Here is a 20,093-nt window from a genome sequence, read left to right as displayed (position 1 = left end):
CCGGCGTCCGGGCTCCCGGCGTCCGTGGTCCTAGGTCTCCGGCAGCTCCGTCTCGTCCTCCACGACATGCACCGCGGCCTCCTCGGCGCCCGCGGCCCCGCCGTCGATGCCGACGTCATCCGCGACGCTCTCCTTGGTGGTGTCGGTGCGTACGCCCTCGTCGGGGGCGACCAGCCGGCCGGCCCGGTCGGTGCCCGCCTCGGGGTCGACGGGTTCGCCCTCGCCGTCGGGTTCGTCGCCGACACCGTCCCCGTCGGGCGCCGACACGTCCGGCACCTCCTCGGCCAGCCGCTGGTCGAGGCTCTCGCCGTCGTGCTGCTCGGCGGCCGTGGTGCCGTACTTCGTCACGCCCAGGGGCTTCTCCGGCGGGGAGTACCCCTCGTCGAGCGTGTCGTCGTAGGTCCGCTCGTCGACGGCGTCCTGGAGGTCGAGGGGCGCGGCGTCCTCCTGCTCCTCGTTGGTTCCGGTGGGCTGGTAGGCGTCGTCGGCCATCGGGTCCGTGCCCATCGCTGCCTCCCTCTCGCGCTGCGTCGGCTCGGTCGTCTCGCTGTCCGGTTCGCGTTTCCCGATACGCGATCTTTAACCCGGGGGTGCGATGCGGATCTCCAGGTCGGTGACGCGGTACGGCGCCCAGTCGCGGGCGTAGGCGGGCGGGGTGCCGCCGGGGCCGGTGAGGGCGGCGACCGGGATGCGCCGGGCGGTGTCCACGATCTCGGCGGCGGTGGTGTTCTCGTTGTTGCCGCTGGTGGCGCCGGAGGAGCAGCCCGTGTAGTAGCCCACCGGGATGGACTCGTGCCCGGTGAGCAGGCAGGGCGGGCGGACCCCGAGCCGGTGCAGTTCGTCGGCGACCCTGGCCCAGTCCTCGCGGCTCTCGACGTTGCGGTCCACGGTGCCCACGAGCACCGAGAACTGGACCGCGAGGTGCCCGGCCACGGCGAGCGCGACCAGCGCCGCGGTCACCGGCCGCCACCGGTCGCGCCCGGCCCCGACCAGGTGCCACAGCGCGTCGGCGACCGGGACGGCCAGCAGGGCGTAGGCGGGCTGCAGGAAGCGGGGCGCCGCGTAGCCGATCATGAGCAGGTACGGCGCCGCGGCCGTGACGGCGCAGGCGAGCGGGACCAGTGTCGCGGTGGCGCGGCGGGCCCGGACCGCGACGACCGCGCCGAGGACGGCGACGACCGGCAGGAGCAGCCACCACGCGGTGACGACCGGGTGCGGCATCTCTCCCGTGCACGGGCGGCACAGGCCCCGTCCGCCGAGGCTGCGCATCTGGTCGTCGACGGCGATGTTCCAGCCGAGGCCGCCCTGGATCTCCGAGGCCCGGGACAGCCGCTCCCCGAGGCCGCCGTACCAGGCGTACGCCTCGATCACCCACTCCACTCCCCCGGCCGCCAGGCCGCCCGCCAGGGCGAGCAGCAGCGGCCAGTGGCGGCGCACGAGGAGGAGGACCAGCAGGGGCAGGGCCACCCAGACCGCGTCGGTGGGCCGCATCAGCGCCATCAGCAGTGCCCCGGCCGCCACCCCCCACAGTGCGCCCCGGCCGGAGCGTCCCCGCCCGGCCCGCAGGGCGCAGCCCACGGTGACGAGGGCGCCGATCGCCACCCAGTAGTTGGGCATGGCCTGCGGGCCGTAGAAGAGGGTCACCCACAGGGTGGCGAAGAACGCGCCGGCCGTGGCGAGGACCCGGACCGGGAACAGGCCCTTCCAGGCGCGCAGGGCGAGGTACAGGCCGAGGCCCGAGAGGACGGCGAGGTAGACGCGCAGGAGTTCGGTGGAGGCCGACCAGGATGCGACGGGTGCCGCCAGCAGGGAGACGCCCCGGGAGCGCGGCGCGCTGAAGAAGGCGGCGGGGTGGTGGGTGGTGACCTGGCTGACGTACACGATCTCGTCCCAGCCGAGGCCCATCGAGGGGTGTACGAAGACAAGTTGGGCCAGGCCGAAGACGGCGGCGACCACCGCGACCGGTGCGTCGCCGCGCAGCCACCCGGGGGTGTTGGAGGTCCCCGCCGCCTGGCGGCCGCGTCCGCGTCTGCCGACCAGGATTGCGTTCGCGCCGTCGGCCATCGTGCACCCCTCACCCCCGCTCGTCGCGGGGTGTCTCGTTCACCCACCTCCTGCCGCTCGTGGCTGGAGCCCGGGACCGCGGGAACGCGGAATCCCGGAAAACATGGTCAAACTAACCCGCGCGCCACCGATATGCAGGGCGGAACTCGGCCAGTCGCACGGTGTCACCCGTCACTCGGCGCCGCCCGCTCGATGACGCCCGGGCGGCGGTGCGGGGGCTGTTCGGGCGTGGGCCGCCATTTCGGCGCGGAGATGCCGAGCGTGACGGGCTCGTCCCCGTTCACGTGCACCTCGGCCCCGTGGTGATGGATCGTCAGGGGCGGACCGCCCAGCAGCGAGTACGACGCCCGGTCGGGCCCGATCTCCACCTGGAGGCACCGGCCGCGGAACTGGAGCCGGAAGGCGAGGCGGCTGAACTTCTCGGGCAGCCGGGGCGTGAAGCGCAGGCTGTCGCCCTCGCGCCGGGTGCCGCCGAATCCGGCGACCAGCGCCATCCACGTTCCGGCCAGGGAGGCGATGTGCAGTCCGTCGCGAGTGTTGTGCTCCAGGTCCGCGAGGTCCATCAGGGCGGCCTCGGTGGCGTAGTCGTAGGCGAGGCGCAGGTGGCCGGTCTGGGCGGCGACGACGGCCTGGCAGCAGGCGGACAGGGAGGAGTCCCGTACGGTCAGCGGCTCGTAGTAGGCGAAGTTCGCGGCCGTCTGGTCCTCGTCGCAGTGGGCGTCGAACCAGCTGCCGCAGGTGTACATGGCGAGCACCAGGTCGGACTGCTTGACGACCTGCTTGCGGTAGATGTCGAAGTACGGGAAGTGCAGCATCAGCGGGTACTGGTCGGCGCCGGTGTTCGCGAAGTCCCAGCGCTGGTGGCGGGTGAAACCGGCGTGCTGCTCGTGGACGCCGATCTCCTCGTTGTAGGGGATGTGCACGGCCTCGGCGGCGTCCCGCCAGGCGGCGCTCTCCTCCTCGTCGACGCCGAGCCGGGTCGCCTCCTCCGGGTGGCGTTCGCACACCTCGGCGGCGGCGAGCAGGTTGGAGCGCGCCATGAGGTTGGTGTACGTGTTGTCGTCGACGACGGCGCTGTACTCGTCCGGGCCTGTGACGCCGTCGATGTGGAAGACGCCGTGGTGGTCGTGGTGGCCCAGCGAGCGCCACAGCCGGGCCGTCTCCACCAGGAGTTCCAGGGCCGTCTCGCGCTCGAAGTCGGTGTCGCCGGTCGCCGCCGTGTAGCGCACCGCGGCGTGCGCGATGTCGGCGGCCACGTGGAAGGCCGCGGTACCGGCCGGCCAGTACGCGGAGCCCTCCGAGCCGTCGATGGTCCGCCACGGGAAGGCGGCGCCGCGCAGCCCGAGCTGGGCGGCGCGGTCCCGGGCGGCGGGCAGGGTGGCCTGGCGCCAGCGCAGCGCCTCGGCGACCGCCTTGGGCGCGGTGTAGGTGAGGACGGGCAGCACGAACATCTCGGTGTCCCAGAACGCGTGGCCGTCGTATCCGGAGCCGGTCAGTCCCTTGGCCGGAATCGCGCGCTGTTCGGCGCGGGCGCCGGCCTGCAGCACGTGGAACAGGGCGAAGCGGACGGCCTGCTGGATCTCCTCGTCACCGTGCACCTCGACGTCCGCGCGGGCCCAGAAGTCGTCGAGGTACTCCCGCTGTTCGCGGACGAGACCGTCCCAGCCGCCGTGCGCGGCGGCGGCCAGCGCGGCCTCGGCCTGGTCGCTCATCGCGGGCCGGGAGCGGGCGCCCGACCAGCCGTGGGCGACGGTCTTCTGCACCCGCAGCCGCTGGCCCGGGTCCAGGACGGAGGTGATGGTCAGGCGGGCCACGTCCGTGTTGCTCTCGCTGCTGGTGGTGATCTCACCGGGCGCGTCGACCACGTGGTCGGCGGCCACGGCGACCCTCAGGCCGCTGCGCCGGGTGCGGTGGACCAGGCGCAGCCGGGAGCCGATGGCCAGGTCCTCCTCCGGCTCCAGCGGGGACTGCAGCGCCTGGGCCGCCCGGGGGTCGCCGTCGGCGCTGGGCAGGCTCTCGTTGGCGACGAGTTCGGACTGGATGACGATCCGGGTGCGGCTGTCGACGGGCTCGACCTCGTACTCCACGGCGGCGATGGCGCGCTGGGTGAGGGAGACCAGGCGGGTGGAGCGCACCCGGACGGTCGTACCGGCCGGGGAGGTCCACTCGCAGGTGCGTTCCAGTACCCCGCGCCTGAGGTCCAGGGTGCGTTCGTGCTTGCCGAGCCGTCCGTAGCGCAGGTCGAAGGGCTCGTCGTCGACCAGCAGCCGCAGCAGCTTGCCGTTGGTGACGTTGATGACGGTCTGGCCCGACTCCGGGTAGCCGTAGCCCGCCTCGGCGTAGGGCAGCGGGTGGAGTTCGTAGACGCCGTTGAGGTAGCTGCCGGGCAGGCCGTGCGGTTCGCCCTCGTCGAGGTTGCCGCGCCAGCCGACGTGGCCGTTGGACAGGGCGAAGACGGACTCGCTCTGGGCGAGGAGGTCGAGGTTGAGGGCGGTCTCGCGCACCCGCCAGGGCTCCACGGTGTACGTCCGGTTGGTGATCACGCGTGGCCTCCCAGCTCTGCGAGGTCCTTGACGACGCGGTCGGCGCCGTGGGCGTAGAGGGCGTCGGTCTGGCCGACGCGGTCGACGCCGACGACGTAGCCGAAGTGTCCCGAGCGGCCCGCGTCCATCCCGGCCAGCGCGTCCTCGAAGACGGCGGCGCGGGACGGTTCGACGCCGAGGTCGCGGGCGGCGGCCAGGAAGGTGTCGGGGCGGGGTTTGCCCGGCAGTTTCCGCTCCCGGGCCACGACGCCGTCGATCCGTACGTCGAACAGCCGCTCGGCGTCGATGGAGTGCAGCACGTCCCGGGTGTTGGCGCTGGAGGAGACGATGGCGGTGGCGAGTCCGGCGGCGCGGACGGCGTCGATGTAGCGCAGCGTGCCCTCGTAGGGCTCCACCCCGTCGGTGCGGATCTTCTCCAGGAGGAGTTCGTTCTTGCGGTTGCCGACGCCGTTGACGGTCCGCGCGTCCGGTGGGTCGTCGGGGGTCCCCTCGGGCAGCTCGACGCCGCGGGAGGCGAGGAAGGAGCGGACGCCGTCGGCGCGGGGGCGGCCGTCGACGTACTCGTCGTAGTCGGAGTCGGTGAAGGGGCGGAAGCCGGCGCCGTCCCGCTCGCGCAGGAAGGCGTCGAAGGTCTCCTTCCAGGCGGCGGCGTGCACCACCGCCGTCCGGGTCACGACCCCGTCGAGGTCGAAGAGACAGGCCCTGATGTCGTCGGGGAGTCCGAGCTGCGTCGTCATACCCCCACAGTTCCCCGCCGGGGCGGGTCCGATCAGGTGACACACTGTGCGGTGTGCCGCCGACCTTCGAGGACCTGCTCGTCCGTGCCCGCCGTCTGCCCCGGGGCGGGCGGCGCGCGATCCTGGGCATCGCGGGCAGTCCCGGCGCCGGGAAGTCGACCCTCGCCGAGCATCTGGTGCGGGAGTTGAACGGCACGGGTGAACCGTGGGTGGCGCACGTGCCGATGGACGGCTTCCACCTCGCCGACGCGGAGCTGGAGCGGCTGGGCCGCCGGGACCGCAAGGGCGCGCCGGACACCTTCGACGCGGCCGGGTACGCCGCGCTGCTGGACCGGTTGCGCGCGGAGCGGGACGGCGACGTGGTCTACGCGCCCGGCTTCGAGCGGGTGCTGGAGCAGCCGCTCGCCGGGGCCGTGCCGGTGCCGCCCTCGGCCCGGCTGGTCGTGACGGAGGGCAACTACCTGCTGCTGGAGAGCGGCGCCTGGGCGCGGGTGCGGTCCCGGCTCGACGAGGTGTGGTTCTGCGGAGTGGAGGAGTCGGAGCGGGTCAGGCGGCTCGTGGCGCGGCACGAGCGCTTCGGCAAGTCCCGCGCGGACGCGTACGCGTGGGCGCGCGGCCCCGACCAGCGCAACGCCGACCTGGTGGCCGCGACCCGGCACCTGGCCGACCTGGTGGTACCGGCTCAGGTGGTGCCGGACGCCTGGGGCTCCGCGCCCTCAACCCCTGGGTGACGCGGTCACTCCTCGTCGAAGTCGTCGGGGCGGACGTGCGCCTCTTCGAGGGCCTCGCGCAGGGTCCGGCCGGTGCCGCCCGGCGGGCGGGGCTGGTCCTCCTCGCGCTCGCGCCGGCGCCGACCGAGCACGTCGTCGGTGGTGTCGGTCTTCGGCCGGTTCTCTTCCGGGACGGTCATGACGTCGGCTCCTCGTCCGTGTCTGTGGTGTTTCCGTGACGGCGGGTTCCCGGGTGACGCGGTGCTATCCCCGTCCGGGGGTGATGTCGGTGCGGTGCCCTGCGGGGCGGCGGCGAGCGACCCGTCCGGCGGGACCCCGGCGGGGTGCGGTCCCGCTCCCGGGGGGGATGACACGCCGCCCCCGTCCCGGGGACCGGGCCATGCGGCCGTCTGCCGGGTCGGACAGCTCCGGCGCTCCGGCCGGGCGCCGCAGTCGGTGCGGTGCCCTGCGGGGCGGCGGCGAGCGACCCGTCCGGCGGGGCCCCGGCGGGGTGCGGTCCCGCCCCGGGGGGGGTGACGCGCCGCCGCCGTCCCGGGGGCCGGGCCATGCGGCCGTCTGCCGGGTCGGACAGCTCCCGCTCCGGCCGGGCGCCGCAGTCGGTGCCGCGCCCTGCGGGGCGACGGCGAGCGACCCGTCCGGCGGGGCCCCGGCGGCGTGCGGTCCCGCTCCCCGGGGGGGGATGACGCGCCGCCCCCGTCCCGGGGGCCGGGCAGTGCGGCCGTCTGCCGGGGCGGACAGCTCCGGCTCCGGCCGGGCGCCGCCATGCTCCTTTCCGGTGGGTGCCGAGCCCGTGGCGTCCCGGCGTCCCCGGCTGCCGGGCGCGGCGGTTGGGCTATGTTGACCGTCGTGGGAGACATGGGAGACAAGGGAGGCGCACCCGTGCCATCGCCGCAGCAGGCACGTGCACAGGCGTCGGCGATCACCTCGGGTCGGGCCGCCCCCGAGTCGGAGATCTCCCCCACCTCCCGGCTCAGGACGCTCTTCGACCGGCCCCGCCTCTCCCCGGGACAGCGCCGCATCGCGCAGTACCTCATCGAGCACCTCACCGAGGCGGCGTTCCTGTCGATCACCGACCTGGCCGACCGGGTGGGCGTGAGCCAGCCGTCGGTGACCCGGTTCGCCTCGGCGGTCGGCTTCAGCGGCTACCCGGCGTTGCGGGAGCAACTCCAGGCGATCGCGCTGGGCGGCCGGGGCGGGTCCGCGGCCGAGGAGTACCGGGGCAACGAACTGCAGGCGGCCGTGGACGCCGAGATCGAGAACCTGGAGAACCTGCGGCGCGACTTCGCCGACGCCGACCGGGTGATCGACGTCGGCCGCAAGCTGGCCGCCTCGGCGCCGCTGACCGTCCTCGGGCTGCGCATCTCCGTCTCGCTCGCCGAGTACTTCGCCTACGCGGCCCGCCGGGTCCATCCCGACGTGCGCCTGGTCACCCGGGGCGGCACGGTCGCCTACGACGCCCTGCTCCAGTCCCGGGAGGCGGGCGGCACCTGGGTACTGGCCTTCTCCATGCCCCGGCACGCCCACGAGACCCTGGGCGCCGTGCGCGTGGCACGCGGCGCCGGGCTGAAGGTGGCGCTGATCACCGACCTCGCGCTCGGCCCGCTGGTGGACGAGGCCGACGTCACCTTCGCCACGGGCACGGGGTCCCGGCTGGTCTTCGACTCCTACGCGGCGCCGGGCGTGATGTGCGCGGCGCTGCTGCAGGCCATGACCGACGCCGATCCCGAGCGGACGCAGGCGCGGCTGGAGGAGTACGAGCAGGTCGCGGACCAGCACCAGTTCTTCCTGCGCGACTGAGCCGCCCGGCGATTGGTCGGCGCAGACGGGGCCATCCCGTCGAAGCAGGCATGAATGTTTTCATACGTCTTGCAAAGCGGAAGGCATATATAAATACTGCTCACGGATCGCGACCCGGCCGTCCCGGAACGCGTCCGCACCTGCCGCGAACACCTCGGCCGCCGACTCCTACCCGCTCCGGCGCCCCGGGTGTTCCGGTCGGGCATCGCCTGCGCGAGCGCCCGCGGCGGTCCCGGTCGTCCCCTGGACCGGGACCGCCCCCCATCCGTCGCCCACCCCGTCGACGCCGCACACCCGGAAGCGATGATCATGCCCCTGACGACCACGCGCATCAGCCCGGACTGGCCCTGCCAGGTCAAGACCCCTGGCAGCTACGACTGGGAACGCTCGGCCACCAGGTGGCTGCGCGAGCTGGTCCCGGCGCGCTACGCCGGCTATCCGGCGCTGATCCGGCATCCGGTGCTGCTCGCCCGCCATGCGCAGATCCAGGTCCAGCACGAGATCCGGGTGGCCCGGACCGCGCTGCAGACCGCCCGGGCGGACCTGCCGCGGCTCGGCCTGCACGAGGCGGCCATCGAGCACACCATCAAGCTGTACGCGGCGGAGGTGCTCCAGTTGCAGCACATCGCGCGCAGCGTACGGGCCGTCACCGAGGCGCTGGCCGAGCGGGCCACCACGCGCTGACCCGCGCCGACGGCGGGGGCACGTCAGTCCACGGGGTGTCCGGGCCGGACGGTGCGGGCGTCGGCGAGCCGCAGCAGCGGCCCGGCGGAGGTCTTCCCCCGCCCGCCCCACTCGACCGGTTCGAGGACGAAACCGACGTGGTCGCCGCCCGCGGCCCGCTCCACGACCCGCCCGACGAACCACGCCTCGGCGTCCTCCAGCACGGCGGCCCCCGCGTACGCCTCCCGCCAGCGGACCCGGTCGAACTTGTCGACGTCGTCGCCGGTCAGCCCGCCGAAGAGTTCGGCGGTCTCGCGTTGGTCGCGGGCCAGCAGGTGGACCGCCAGGACGTCGGCGGACCGCGCGACGCGGAAGGTCCGGTTGACGTCGGAGATCCACACGACGTAGCGCACGGGCCGCATGGAGCACTGCGAGGAGAAGCCCACCAGGCAGCCGGCCCGTTCTCCGTCCGCGGCGGCCGTGACGAAGCACATGTCCGGGTCGAGCCGGTCCAGGAACACGTCCATGGCCGCCATGCTAGGCCGCCGGGGCGGCTCAGGTGGCGAGCAGGCGTCGCAGGGCCGTGCGCAGGGCGGTGACGAAGGCGTCGCGGGCGGGCTCGTCGAGGGCGTCCAGGGACAGGTAGGGGTTGAGGTCCTCCAGCTCGACCAGCAGCAGCTCACCGCCGGGGGCGCGGCAGGCGTCGACGCGCTGGATGCCGTGGTCGACGTCGTTCCACTCGATGAACCGCCGGGCGAAGTCGAGGTCGGCCACGGTGGCGTCGTACGGCTCCAGCTGCCAGCGGCGGTCGGGGTGCGGCGCGTGGAGGGCGTACTGGTAGTCGTGGTCGACGAAGTAGAAGGAGACCTCGTAGGCGAAGTCGACGCGCGGCTGGACCAGCAGGTCCGCTGTTCCGGCCAGCGCCTCGGGCACCCGGCCCGCGGGGACGATCCGCAGGCCCGCCGAGTCGGCGCCGAGCCTGGGCTTGACGACGTACTCGTCCGCGACGGGCAACCGGTGCAGGTCCTCGACGCGGTCGACGGTGGGGATGACCGGGAAGCCCGCGGCGGTGAGGTCGAGCAGGTACTGCTTGCCGACCATGTCCGCCCTGCCGGTGAGCTGGTTGTACACGCGCGTCCCGCGCTCGGCCGCGCGCTCGCGGAAGGCGTCGTAGGCGGCCTTGTACTCCAGCACGGGCCCGCTGTTGCGGACGACGACGGCGTCGAAGGCGTCCAGGAGCGCGGCGGCGTCCCGGGGATGGCACAGGGCCAGGTCGAACTCCTCGCGCAGCCGCGAGGTCAGGTGGATGTCCTCGTCGCAGTAGCGCCGCCCGCGCGCCTGGTAGGCCAGGTCGGTGACGTACAGGATGCGGGGGCGGGCGGACGGCATGCGGGACTCCTCCGGGGCTGATCGGATGTGATCGTATGCGACCGGCGTGGCGGGGTGTCGGGTGCGGGCGGGCAGAGACAGGTGCACTCAGTTCCCTCCGCGGGCTGCACTGAGTGCCACTGACTCGCCGGGCTGCTACGTTCCCCTTCATGAGCACCAGCAACGCGACTCCCCGCGGCGGGGACGGGACGGACCCGGCGGAGGTCCGGCCACCGATGCGGGAGGCGCTGGTCGCGGCGGCGTTCCGGCTGTTCCTGGAGCGGGGGTACGAACAGACCACCGTGGACGACATCGTGGCCCTCGCCGGCGTCGGACGGCGCTCCTTCTTCCGGTACTTCCCGTCCAAGGAGGACGTGGTCTTCCCCGACCACGAACGGTGCCTGGCCGACATGGAGGCGTTCCTGGCCCGCTCACCCGAGGACGCCGACCCGGTGCGGCGGGTGTGCGACGCGGCCCGGCTGGTGCTGCGCATGTACGCCGAGAATCCGGCGTTCTCCGTCCAGCGCTACCGCCTCACCAAGCAGGTGCCAGGGCTGCGCGCCTACGAGTTGTCGGTGGTGTGGCGCTATGAACGCGCCCTCGCCGAGTATCTGCGCGGGCGGCTGGGAGGGCGCCCGGACGGGACCCTGCGCGCGGACGTGATCGCGGCCGCGGTGGTCGCGGCGCACAACAACGCCCTGCGGTCCTGGCTGCGTTCGGACGGCCGCGACGACGCGGGTGCCGCGGTGGACCACGCGCTCGCGTACGCGCAGTCCGCCTTCGGCGGCGTGCCCGTACCGCCCCGCGGCACCGCGCCCGAGGACGTGGTGGTCGTGGCGGCGCGCCGCGGGACGCCCCTGTGGCAGGTGCTGCGGGAGGTCGAGGACGCGTTCGCGGGCCACTGACGGCGACCGAGGGGCGGGAAGACCGCGGTGCGCGCCCTCGCCCGCTCACGGCAATCCGGGGTACCGAGTGCCTTTACGAGTGACACTGAGTGCCATACGCTGTGGTCCGTGCACGGTGGCACGGTGAGCCGCGCACACGCGTGCCCGGTGACCGCGCACGCGCGATTCCGGCCCGAGCGCAGGGAGTTGACCAGCGTGTACCACTCAGGAAACGTCGCTCAGCAGGCGGCCGGCCCCGCGACGGGCCTGCTCGACCCGAAGACCGGAGGCCGGACCCCGGAGACCGAGGCCGTCGTCTACCAGCGCTGCACCTGGTGCGGCACCGCCATGTACCACCGGGTGCTGTGCCCGGTCTGCCGCGGCAGCGAGCTGCGGACGGAGCGGAGCGAGGGCACGGGGACGGTGCGCCACGCCACGGTGGTGCACCGCAACACCCCCGCCGCGCGCAATGTCTCCCTCATCGAGATGGCCGAGGGCTTCGTGCTGCGCGGCCGGGTCATGGGTCCCCTCATCGGCATCCACAGCGGCGACCGGGTGCGGCTGTCCACGGCCAAGGACCCGGTGCGCGGCGAGCCGGTCTTCCAGCTGGTCGACGAGCCGTACCGGGCCTGGACCTGACGAGCGGTCAGTTCCCGCCCACCGGTCCGGGCGTGAGCGTGACGCGGATGCCCAGGGTGCCGTCGAGCCCCCTGCGCAACCGGCTGCCGAGGAGGGTGAGCCGGCCGACGACGCCGTACTTGCGGGCGAGCAGTCGCCGGTAGCGTGCGGTGGTGGCGGGGTCGCAGATCTCCGCCGTCCCCGGGACCTGTTCGCCGGTCGGCCTGCCGCGCACGTCGCAGGGGCCCACCAGGACGTCGGCGCGGTTGCGCACCCGCTTGACCTTCCAGGAGTCGGCCACCGTCCAGACGCCGAGCGCGTCGCCGTCCCGCACGACCCATACCGGGGTGGCGACCGGGGTGCCGTTCTTCCGGTACGTGGTGACCAGCAGGTACTTGCCGGAGCCGAGCCGGTCCAGTGACGCGTCGTCGTCCATGTCCGGAAGTCTAGGCGCCCCCGCGCCGGTGCCCGGCGTCGCCCGCGCTCACTCCAGGACCGACGCCATCCTTCGCACCGCCTCCGTGAGCACCTCCGGCGAGGTCGCCAGGTTGAGCCGTACGTGTCCCGCCCCGCCGCTGCCGAAGGGGATGCCGGAACTGAGGGCCACCCGGCCCCGGTCGAGGAAGACCTCCGCCGGATCGTCGCCGAGGCCCAGGGCGCGGCAGTCCAGCCAGGCGAGGTAGGTCGCGTCCCCGGGGCGGTGGACGACCCCCGGGAGCCGCTCGGCGAGCAGGCCGGTGAGCAGCCGCCGGTTCTCGTCGAGCCCGGCGAGCACGGCGTCCAGCCAGGCGGTGCCGTCGCGCAGGGCGGCGGTGTGGGCGAGGACGCCGACATGGCTGGGCCCGTGACCGACCTCCTCGGGCATCCGCTCCAGGTCCCCCGCGGCACCGGGTCCGGCGACGGCCAGGGCCGCCTTGAGGCCGGCCAGGTTCCAGCCCTTGGACGCGGACATCAGCGAGAGACCGCGCTCGGCGCCGGGCACGCTCAGGTAGGGCACGAACCGCGCGTCGGGGGCGGTGACGACCGGGGCGTGGATCTCGTCGGCGACGACCCGGACGCCGTACCGCTCCGCCAGGGCGGCGACGGCCGCCAGTTCGTCGGCGGTGTGGACGGTGCCGGTCGGGTTGTGCGGGCTGCACAGCAGGAAGGCCGCCCGGCCGCCGCCCGCGACGGCCCGCCGGAACGCGTCCTCCAGCACGCCCAGGTCGATCCGCAGGTCCGGGCCGAGCGGCGCCTCGACCACGCGCCGGTCCAGGTGCGTGACGAACTGGTAGAACGGCGGGTACACCGGCGGGTTGACGATCACCGGGTCGCCGGGCCCGGTGACCAGCTTGAGCATCTCCACGACGCCCAGCATCACGTCGGGCACGATCGCCGTGCGTTCCACGGCCAGGTCGTCCCAGCCCCACCGCTTGGCGGCGAAGGCGGCGAGGGCCTCGGCGTAGGCGGTGCCGACGGGATAGCCGGTGTCGCCGAGTTCCATGGCCCGCGTCACGGCGCGCACGACGGGTCCGGCGAGCGGCACGTCCATCTCGGCGACCCACAGGGGCAGCACGTCCGCGGGGTAGGTGCGCCACTTCATGCTCGTACGCCGGCGCAGCTGATCCGGTGTGAGGACGCGCAGGGGGTTCGGTTCACCGGACTGGTCCCACGGGATGCTGGTCATGGGGCCAAGATAGGTCGCCGCGGCGGCGCGGGGAACCGGACGCCCGCCCGGTGAACACGGAGGTTCCCGCCCCCGTATGGGAGGGGGGCGCTCGACGTCCGGAGGCCCCCGCGGCGGTGACGCCGCGCGGTCGGTTCCGGGAGCGCACGCATGAGGCACGCACGACGACGCATCGTCCGGCGAGTGGCACGGCTGGCGGCCGTCGGCGGACTGCTGATCGGGGGGACGATGGTCACCCGGGCCGTGGCGAGCGAGCCCCCGGACGACTCCGCCGCACCGCGCACCCTCGCTCAGCACGCGTCCGGCGTCGGCGCCGACCTCGTCTCCCGGCTGGGCACGGACCGCACGGCGGGCCACTGGGTCGGCTCCGACGGGCGGCCGGTGGTGGCGGTCACGGACGAGCGCGCGGCCGAGGCGGTGCGACGGTCCGGGGCCACGGCGAAGAAGGTGCGGCACAGCATGTCCGAGCTGAGGTCGGCGACCTCGACGCTGCGTGCGGCGCCCCGGGTGCCCGGTACGGCCTGGGCGCTGGACTACCGGTCGAACGAGGTGGTGGTGCGCGGCGACCGCACCGTCTCCGGGTCCGACTGGTCGCGGCTGACGGGCGTCGCGGAGGGCATCGGCGGGTTCGTCCGCATGGAGCGCACGGAGGGCGCCTTCACCACCCGTCTGAACGGGGCGGAGCCGATCCTGTCCACGGCGGGGCGCTGCTCGGCGGGCTTCAACGTGACCGACGGCACGAGCGACTTCATCCTGACCGCGGGCCACTGCGGGCCGACGGGCTCCGTCTGGTTCGGCGACGGCCGGGGTGACCGGCAGGTCGGCACGACGGTCGCCGGAAGCTTTCCGGGAGACGACTTCTCCCTGGTGGAGTACGCGAACGGCAAGGCGGGCGACGGCGCCGACGTGGTGGCGGTCGGCGACGGCAAGGGGGTGCGGATCACGGGGGCGGGTGAACCGGCCCTCGGGCAGCGGGTGTTCCGCAGCGGGAGCACCAGCGGGCTGCGCGAGGGCCGGGTGACGGCACTGGACGCGACGGTCAACTACCCGGAGGGCACGGTCACCGGTCTGATCGAGACCGATGTGTGCGCCGAGCCCGGGGACAGCGGTGGGCCGATGTTCTCCGAGGGCGTCGCGCTCGGCGTGACATCGGGCGGCAGCGGTGACTGCGCCGAGGGCGGCACCACGTTCTTCCAGCCGCTGCCGGAGGCCATGGCGTCGCTCGGGGTCCGGCTCATCGGCTCCGGGCGGCAGGGCGCCGCCGCGGGCACCTCGGCGACCTCGTCACCGGGCGCCGCGGCGCCGGGGGCGTCGGCACCCGCGACGGGCGCCGGCGGTTCGTCCCCGCTGGCGCGGCTGGCGGACCGCCGGAACATCGGCCCGGGGCTGCTGATCGTCGCGGGCAGCCTGGTGGCGCTGGTGGCCACGCGGTGGATCCGGACGGAGCAGGACCGCAAGGCCTACCGGCGGCACTACTCGGCGACGTGGGGCTGACGGAGGCCGGCGAGGAGGCCCGGCCCGTGAGGGCTGCCGGGGGCGGCCGGGGCGGTGAGGAGTCCGGGCGCCGGTCAGGCGGCGTTCACGGACTCCGGGGGCGCGGTGGCCCACTCCATGACGAGCCGCTGGTACTCCGCGCGCTGCTCGACGCTCAGTGTCCCGCCCGACCGGAGCCACAGGGCTCGGATCTCCTCGTTGACCTCGGCAGCCGATCGCTCGGAGGAGGGTTCAACAGTGGTGGACATGCTGTGAAGCATACGGCGCCCGGCGTGAAGACGATGTGAGTAATGGCGAACCAATCGGACATAACGGACCGTGTTACTGATCACGTCGATGCCCCCATCTGTCAAGACCTGCGGGCGAGTTCGTTCCCGGCAGATGTGTCCTGCCGCACACCGCCCGCCCGGCCCGTCCTTTCACATCCGCGCCGGACGCCGTTCTCCGTCAGGTGCCCGGCTTGCGGCCGTACACGTAGACGTCGTCGCCCTTCTTCAGCAGCGACCAGTACTTCTTGGCGGCAGTCTTCGTCATGTTGACGCAGCCGTGGGAGCCCGGCGGGTTCCACATGCTGACGCCGACGGAGTGGAAGGCCTGGCCACCGTCGAAGAACTGGCTGTAGGGCATCGGCACGTGGTAGATGGTCGAGACGTGGTCGATGTTGCGCCAGTAGACCTTCTTCAGGCCGGTGCGGGTCTCATAGCCGTTGCGTCCGGTGCGGACCGGCACCGGCCCGTACACCAGCTTCTTGCCGTCCTGGATCCAGCTCAGCTGGAGGCTGAGGTTCACACAGGCGATACGACCCTTGTTGGTGGGGCACTTGCCGGATTTGTTCGGGTTCTTGCCGACGGCCTTCTGCTTGTTCATCAGGTCCATCACCCCCCAGGTGATGGGGCCCGCGTAGCCGGCGTTGGGCTGGATGCCGTGCTTGGTCTGGAAGGCGCGGATGGCCTTGCAGTCGGCGGTGGACTGCTTGCCGTCGGCCTTGCGGCCGAGGAACTTCTCCACCTTCTTCTGGTACGGACCCGCCTTCGCGGTGCAGCTCGCGGCCTGGGCCGGAGCCGCCGTGAGCGCGAGTGTGAGCGGTGCCACCAGTGCGGTGACCCCGAGTGCGACGGCTCCCCGTCTGCGTGTGTCCCCCATGGCCGGTCATCCCTTTCGCGTCGAGGCGGTGCGCGGTGCGGAAGGTCGCCCTCGTGCGATCCCGGCATGCTAGACCGCCGCCCGGCGACTTTGGTTGCGTGCCGCCCGCCGCCGCGACGCAACCGTGACAAACACCACCAGGCTGCCCCCGTCCGTCAGTCCGAACCCTCCGCCTGTGCGACGGCCCGCCGGAAGCCGGTGTTGACCGCGGTCAGACCGCCGTCGACCGTCAGCGTGGTCCCGGTGATCCAGGAGGCGTCGCGCGAGGCGAGGAAGGCGACGGCCGCCGCGATGTCCTCGGGCTCGCCGACCCGCCCGAGCGGGTACAGCCCCCGTACCGCGGCCAGTTCCTCGTCCCGGCCCTCCCACGCCGTGGTGCGCACCGTGCCCGGCGTCACCAGGTTGACGCGGACGCCGCGCGGGGCCGCGTGCCCGGCGAGGGTGCGGGTCAGCGAGCCGAGACCGGCCTTCGCGGCGCTGTAGGCGTGGTTGCCGAAGTCCTGGACCCCGTTGACCGAGCCGATGCTCACGATCGCGCCGCGCCCCGAGGCCGCGAGGTGGGGCAGGGCGGCCCGGCAGCAGCGGTAGGCCCCGGTGAGGGTGACGTCGAGGTCGCGGGACCAGACCTCGTCCGGCTCGTCCTCGAAGAGCGGGGCGTCGGGCGTGCAGGCGAAGGCGTTGTTGACCAGTACGTCCAGGCCGCCGAAGGCCGCCACGGCGTGGGCGACGGCCGCCTCCACGGACGCCCGGTCGCTCACGTCGCAGGCGAACGCGGCCACGTCGAGCCCCTCTTCGGACAGCCCCTCCGCCGTCCGCCGCGCCGCGGCGAGGTCCACGTCGGTCAGCAGCACCCGGGCCCCCTCCGAGGCGAGCCGGCGCGCGGTGGCCGCGCCGATGCCCCGGGCCGCGCCCGTCACGAGTGCCGTGTGGTCGGTGAACCGCCTGGTGTCCGTCATGGACCCGACCGTACTGCCGCGACGATCACACCGGCAGATACCGTGCGGCCATGTCCGCGTTCCTTCAGCAACTCCCAGCGCTCATAGGCGTCGTCATCGGCGCCCTCGGTTCCTATCTCGCCGTGGTCCGCAGCGACCGGGCCCGGTTCGACCGGGAGACGGCGGCCCGTTGGGAGGAGCGCAGGCTCGCGGTGTACGCCGACTACGCGCGGACCGTGAAGACCTCCGTGACGCTGACGTACCGCGTCGCCGCCCACCTCGGCAACGACCCCCACCCGCATCCGCTGACTCCCCAGGAGGCCGCCCCCGCCCAGGCCGAGGCCGCCGTCGCCCGGGACCCGGCCGGTGAGGCACTGCTCCTGCTGGGCAGCAAGGACGTGGTGGAGAAGGCGCGGGTCTGGGTGGTGGCCGTGATGGAGATGGAACGCTTCCTGCGCGCGGAGACCCGCGACCCGGACGCCTGGCGGGTCCTGCTGGAGCGGCAGCGCGCCGCACGCGAGGGCTACTACACGGCCGTGCGGGAGGACCTGGCCCTGCCGCCGGGGCACGGCGCCCGGTGGCCGTTGCCGCCCGTCAGCGGTAGCCGGTGACGTCGGCGGGTTTGTCCGCGTCCTGGACCTCGACGAGATAGCGCCAGGCGTCCGGGCGGCTGCCGTCGAGGTCGGTGAAGCCGTACTCCTCGGCGAGGCCGCCGCTGGAGAGGGACCGTCCGTTGAAGCGCGCCACCGCCGGGTCGGCGGCGAGGGCGGCGACCGCGCGGCCGACGTAGCGGGGCGTCTCGGAGATGGCGAAGTGCGGGACGCGGTCGAGGGCGTCGCGCCAGTTGTCCTCGCGCACGCCGAAGTGGTCGAGCATGATCTCCGAGCGCATCCAGCCGGGGGTCAGCGCGACGGCCGTGGCGCCGCGCGGCCCCACCTCGTGCCCGAGGGAGAAGGCCATGCGCAGCACGGATGTCTTGGCCAGGTCGTAGAAGAACGAGTTGCGGTAGTGGTCGCGGTTGTAGGCGTCGGTGCCGTCGGTGACCTCGACGACGAGTCCGCCGGGGCGGCGCAGCAGCAGCGGCAGGGCGTGGTGGCTGGTGATGGCGTGGGTCTCGACGGCGAGCCGCAGCAGCCTGAGCCCCTTGTCGAGGTCGTGCTCCCAGACCGGGCTGTCCCACTCGAAGAGCGTCTCGCCGCCCCAGATGTCGTTGACCAGGACGTCGAGGCGGGCCTGTTCGCTGGCGATCCGGTCGACGACGGTGGCGACCTGCGCCGGGTCGAGGTGGTCGGCGGGTACGGCGATGCCGTGGCCGCCCGCCTCGGTGACCAGGTCGGCGGTGTCCTCGATGGTCTCGGGGCGGTCGTACTCCGAGCGCCGGGCGCGGGTGCTGCGGCCGGTGACGTAGACGGTGGCGCCGGCCGCGCCCAGTTCGACGGCGATGCCCCGTCCGGCGCCGCGGGTCGCCCCGGCGACCAGTGCGACCCTGCCCGCCAGCGGACCTTTCGATGACCCTGTCATGTCCGGCTTCCGTTCCTCTCCCTCACGTCCCGCACGGGCTCACGCCCCGTGCGGGCGATGTCGTGTTCGAGAGTGCCCGGGAAGCCGGACATCTTCTGTCACCTTTACCGCGTGTCCCGCGTTTACCGCGGCGAGCCGGGCGCGGCCGCGCCGGTCAGTGCCCGCGCTTGATCCATTCCTCCAGGTGCGGGGCCTCGGCGCCGATGGTCGTGGAGTCGCCGTGCCCGGTGCGGACCTCGGTCTCGGGCGGGAGGACCAGCAGCTTGTCCCGGATCGAGTCGATGATGGTCGGGAAGTGGGAGTAGGACCGGCCGGTGGCGCCGGGCCCGCCCTGGAAGAGGGTGTCGCCGGTGAAGACAGTGCCGAGGCCGGGGTCGTAGAGGCAGACGGCGCCGGGTGCGTGGCCCGGGGTGTGCAGGACGCTCAGGTCGGCGCCCGCCGCCTCGATGACGAGGCCGTCGGTCAGCCACGCGTCCGGGTCGCGGTCGGGGTGGGTCTGCCGCCACAGGGGCAGGTCGTCACGGTGCAGCCAGATGGTGGCACCGGTGCGCTCGGCGAGCGCGGGCGCGGCGCCCACGTGGTCGTTGTGGGCGTGGGTGCACACGATGGCGGTGAGCCGCCGGTCCCCGACGGCCTCGGCGATCGCGTCGGCGTCGTGGGCGGCGTCGATGACGACGACCTCGTGGTCGTCGCCGACGAGCCAGACGTTGTTGTCGACGTCCCAGGTGCCGCCGTCGAGGCTGAACTGTCCCGAGGTGACGAGGTGTTCGATGCGCGCGGCCATCAGAGCACCACCACCGAACGCAGCACGTCACCGGCGTGCATCCGGTCGAAGGCCTGCTCCACCTGGTCCAGCCGGATGGTCTCGGTGACGAACTTGCCGAGGTCCAGGCGGCCCTGGAGGTGCAGGTCGATGAGCATCGGGAAGTCGCGCGAGGGCAGGCAGTCGCCGTACCAGGAGGACTTGAGCGAGCCGCCGCGGCCGAACACGTCGAGCAGCGGCAGTTCCAGCTTCATCTCGGGGGTGGGCACGCCGACGAGGACGACGGTCCCGGCCAGGTCGCGGGCGTAGAAGGCCTGGCGGTAGGTCTCGGGGCGGCCGACGGCCTCGATGACGACGTCGGCGCCGAAGCCGCCGGTCAGTTCGCGGATCGCCTCGACGGGGTCGGTCTCGCGGGAGTTGACGGTGTGGGTGGCGCCCATGCCCCGGGCGGTCTCCAGCTTGCGGTCGTCGATGTCCACGGCGATGACCTTCGACGCGCCCGCCAGGTGCGACCCGGCGATCGCCGCGTCGCCGACACCGCCGCAGCCGATGACGGCGACGGTGTCACCGCGGCCGACGTTGCCGGTGTTGATGGCGGCGCCGATGCCGGCCATCACCCCGCAGCCGAGGAGCCCGGCCACCTCGGCGGAGACGGCCGGGTCGACCTTGGTGCACTGTCCGGCGGCGACCAGGGTCTTCTCGGCGAAGGCGCCGATGCCGAGCGCCGGGGACAGCTCCTGGCCGGTCGAGGCGAGGGTCATCCTCTGCTCGGCGTTGTGGGTGTCGAAGCAGTACCAGGGCCGTCCGCGCAGACAGGCCCGGCACTTGCCGCACACGGCACGCCAGTTGAGGATCACGAAGTCCCCGGGGGCGACGTCGGTGACACCGGCGCCGACCGACTCCACGACGCCCGCGGCCTCGTGGCCGAGCAGGAAGGGGAAGTCGTCACTGATGCCGCCCTGCTTGTAGTGCAGGTCGGTGTGGCAGACCCCGCAGGCCTGGATCTTGACGACGGCCTCGCCCGGGCCGGGGTCCGGTACGACGATCGTCTCGATCCGCACCGGTTCGTCCTTGCCCGGCGCGATCACGCCGCGTACTTCCTGCGCCATGGTCCTGACCCCTTCCTCGGCCGTTCCGCGTTCCCCCAGACCCTACGCGCAAGTGAT

At 73.6% G+C, this 20,093-nt stretch carries 22 protein-coding genes; 7 read left to right on the top strand and 15 right to left on the bottom strand.

Annotated features, from left to right (window positions below; all coding sequences use genetic code 11):
• Window positions 1-30: 30 nt before the first annotated feature.
• From ACGH52_RS35375 to ACGH52_RS35360, 4 genes are all read right to left on the bottom strand, one after another.
• The gene (locus tag ACGH52_RS35375) at window positions 31-507 is read right to left on the bottom strand and encodes a DUF5709 domain-containing protein (protein ID WP_210976332.1); all 477 of its coding nucleotides are present in this window, start codon (window positions 505-507) and stop codon (window positions 31-33) included.
• Window positions 508-579: 72 nt separating this feature from the next.
• Window positions 580-2,064, bottom strand: a complete 1,485-nt coding sequence (locus ACGH52_RS35370) for a hypothetical protein (protein ID WP_399945394.1) — start codon at window positions 2,062-2,064, stop codon at window positions 580-582.
• 164 nt (window positions 2,065-2,228) lie between these two features.
• Window positions 2,229-4,607, bottom strand: coding sequence for a glycoside hydrolase family 65 protein (locus ACGH52_RS35365; protein WP_210976330.1), 2,379 nt, complete (start codon window positions 4,605-4,607; stop codon window positions 2,229-2,231).
• A complete protein-coding gene (locus ACGH52_RS35360; protein WP_210976329.1) occupies window positions 4,604-5,344 on the bottom strand; it encodes a beta-phosphoglucomutase family hydrolase in 741 nt (246 codons plus the stop codon). The genes ACGH52_RS35365 and ACGH52_RS35360 overlap by 4 nt, the downstream gene beginning before the upstream one ends.
• Window positions 5,345-5,397: 53 nt before the next feature.
• Between ACGH52_RS35360 and ACGH52_RS35355 the strand changes: the two genes are divergently transcribed.
• Window positions 5,398-6,075 (top strand): nucleoside/nucleotide kinase family protein, encoded by a 678-nt coding sequence (locus ACGH52_RS35355; protein ID WP_399945391.1) that lies wholly within the window; start codon window positions 5,398-5,400, stop codon window positions 6,073-6,075.
• A 5-nt stretch (window positions 6,076-6,080) separates the two neighbouring features.
• On the opposite strand, the gene ACGH52_RS35350 is transcribed toward ACGH52_RS35355, so the two are convergent.
• Complete coding sequence (locus ACGH52_RS35350) at window positions 6,081-6,254, bottom strand: hypothetical protein (protein ID WP_171986986.1); 174 nt, start codon at window positions 6,252-6,254, stop codon at window positions 6,081-6,083.
• Window positions 6,255-6,954: 700 nt separating this feature from the next.
• Here ACGH52_RS35350 and ACGH52_RS35345 point away from each other — a divergent pair.
• Both ACGH52_RS35345 and ACGH52_RS35340 read left to right on the top strand, forming a co-directional pair.
• The gene (locus tag ACGH52_RS35345) at window positions 6,955-7,872 is read left to right on the top strand and encodes a MurR/RpiR family transcriptional regulator (protein WP_059296769.1); all 918 of its coding nucleotides are present in this window, start codon (window positions 6,955-6,957) and stop codon (window positions 7,870-7,872) included.
• Window positions 7,873-8,175: 303 nt separating this feature from the next.
• Complete coding sequence (locus ACGH52_RS35340; protein WP_059296770.1) at window positions 8,176-8,556, top strand: hypothetical protein; 381 nt, start codon at window positions 8,176-8,178, stop codon at window positions 8,554-8,556.
• 23 nt (window positions 8,557-8,579) lie between these two features.
• On the opposite strand, the gene ACGH52_RS35335 is transcribed toward ACGH52_RS35340, so the two are convergent.
• Both ACGH52_RS35335 and ACGH52_RS35330 read right to left on the bottom strand, forming a co-directional pair.
• Window positions 8,580-9,071, bottom strand: coding sequence for a flavin reductase family protein (locus ACGH52_RS35335; protein WP_399945387.1), 492 nt, complete (start codon window positions 9,069-9,071; stop codon window positions 8,580-8,582).
• A gap of 19 nt (window positions 9,072-9,090) precedes the next feature.
• Window positions 9,091-9,924, bottom strand: coding sequence for a hypothetical protein (locus ACGH52_RS35330; protein ID WP_399945384.1), 834 nt, complete (start codon window positions 9,922-9,924; stop codon window positions 9,091-9,093).
• Between the two features lie 149 nt (window positions 9,925-10,073).
• Here ACGH52_RS35330 and ACGH52_RS35325 point away from each other — a divergent pair, with 149 nt between their 5' ends.
• Entirely contained in the window at window positions 10,074-10,808 is a 735-nt protein-coding gene (locus tag ACGH52_RS35325) for a TetR family transcriptional regulator (protein ID WP_399945381.1), read from the top strand.
• 195 nt (window positions 10,809-11,003) lie between these two features.
• On the top strand, window positions 11,004-11,426 hold the full coding sequence (locus ACGH52_RS35320; RefSeq protein ID WP_121701121.1) for a Zn-ribbon domain-containing OB-fold protein: 423 nt from the start codon (window positions 11,004-11,006) through the stop codon (window positions 11,424-11,426).
• A 7-nt stretch (window positions 11,427-11,433) separates the two neighbouring features.
• Here ACGH52_RS35320 and ACGH52_RS35315 read toward each other — a convergent pair whose 3' ends face one another.
• The gene (locus ACGH52_RS35315; RefSeq protein WP_059296775.1) at window positions 11,434-11,841 is read right to left on the bottom strand and encodes a PPOX class F420-dependent oxidoreductase; all 408 of its coding nucleotides are present in this window, start codon (window positions 11,839-11,841) and stop codon (window positions 11,434-11,436) included.
• A gap of 48 nt (window positions 11,842-11,889) precedes the next feature.
• Complete coding sequence (locus tag ACGH52_RS35310) at window positions 11,890-13,071, bottom strand: MalY/PatB family protein (protein ID WP_399945377.1); 1,182 nt, start codon at window positions 13,069-13,071, stop codon at window positions 11,890-11,892.
• Window positions 13,072-13,221: 150 nt separating this feature from the next.
• On the opposite strand from ACGH52_RS35310, the gene ACGH52_RS35305 reads away from it, so the two are divergent.
• Window positions 13,222-14,565: a S1 family peptidase gene (locus ACGH52_RS35305; RefSeq protein WP_121701123.1), complete on the top strand. Its 1,344-nt coding sequence runs from the start codon at window positions 13,222-13,224 to the stop codon at window positions 14,563-14,565.
• A gap of 74 nt (window positions 14,566-14,639) precedes the next feature.
• Here ACGH52_RS35305 and ACGH52_RS35300 read toward each other — a convergent pair whose 3' ends face one another.
• The 3 genes from ACGH52_RS35300 to ACGH52_RS35290 form a co-directional block, all read right to left on the bottom strand.
• Window positions 14,640-14,825, bottom strand: coding sequence for a hypothetical protein (locus ACGH52_RS35300; RefSeq protein ID WP_059296778.1), 186 nt, complete (start codon window positions 14,823-14,825; stop codon window positions 14,640-14,642).
• A 187-nt stretch (window positions 14,826-15,012) separates the two neighbouring features.
• Entirely contained in the window at window positions 15,013-15,708 is a 696-nt protein-coding gene (locus ACGH52_RS35295) for a L,D-transpeptidase family protein (protein WP_121701124.1), read from the bottom strand.
• Between the two features lie 155 nt (window positions 15,709-15,863).
• Window positions 15,864-16,664 (bottom strand): SDR family NAD(P)-dependent oxidoreductase, encoded by an 801-nt coding sequence (locus ACGH52_RS35290; protein WP_399945373.1) that lies wholly within the window; start codon window positions 16,662-16,664, stop codon window positions 15,864-15,866.
• 50 nt (window positions 16,665-16,714) lie between these two features.
• Between ACGH52_RS35290 and ACGH52_RS35285 the strand changes: the two genes are divergently transcribed.
• Complete coding sequence (locus ACGH52_RS35285) at window positions 16,715-17,254, top strand: hypothetical protein (RefSeq protein WP_399945371.1); 540 nt, start codon at window positions 16,715-16,717, stop codon at window positions 17,252-17,254.
• Here the strand turns inward: ACGH52_RS35285 and ACGH52_RS35280 are convergent.
• The 3 genes from ACGH52_RS35280 to ACGH52_RS35270 form a co-directional block, all read right to left on the bottom strand.
• Window positions 17,238-18,164 carry an SDR family oxidoreductase gene (locus tag ACGH52_RS35280; RefSeq protein WP_210976957.1) on the bottom strand — a complete coding sequence of 309 codons (927 nt, stop codon included), beginning with the start codon at window positions 18,162-18,164 and terminating at the stop codon, window positions 17,238-17,240. The genes ACGH52_RS35285 and ACGH52_RS35280 overlap by 17 nt on opposite strands.
• A gap of 154 nt (window positions 18,165-18,318) precedes the next feature.
• Window positions 18,319-18,948, bottom strand: coding sequence for an MBL fold metallo-hydrolase (locus tag ACGH52_RS35275; RefSeq protein WP_076972747.1), 630 nt, complete (start codon window positions 18,946-18,948; stop codon window positions 18,319-18,321).
• Complete coding sequence (locus ACGH52_RS35270; RefSeq protein WP_399945368.1) at window positions 18,948-20,036, bottom strand: S-(hydroxymethyl)mycothiol dehydrogenase; 1,089 nt, start codon at window positions 20,034-20,036, stop codon at window positions 18,948-18,950. The genes ACGH52_RS35275 and ACGH52_RS35270 overlap by 1 nt, the downstream gene beginning before the upstream one ends.
• Between the last annotated feature and the right edge of the window lie 57 nt (window positions 20,037-20,093).

This window comes from Streptomyces sp. BBFR25 (assembly GCF_044590125.1).
Lineage (GTDB): Bacteria > Actinomycetota > Actinomycetes > Streptomycetales > Streptomycetaceae > Streptomyces > Streptomyces canus_D.
Note: the sequence above shows the minus strand (reverse complement) of the source record. Positions and strands in the feature narration are given on the sequence as shown.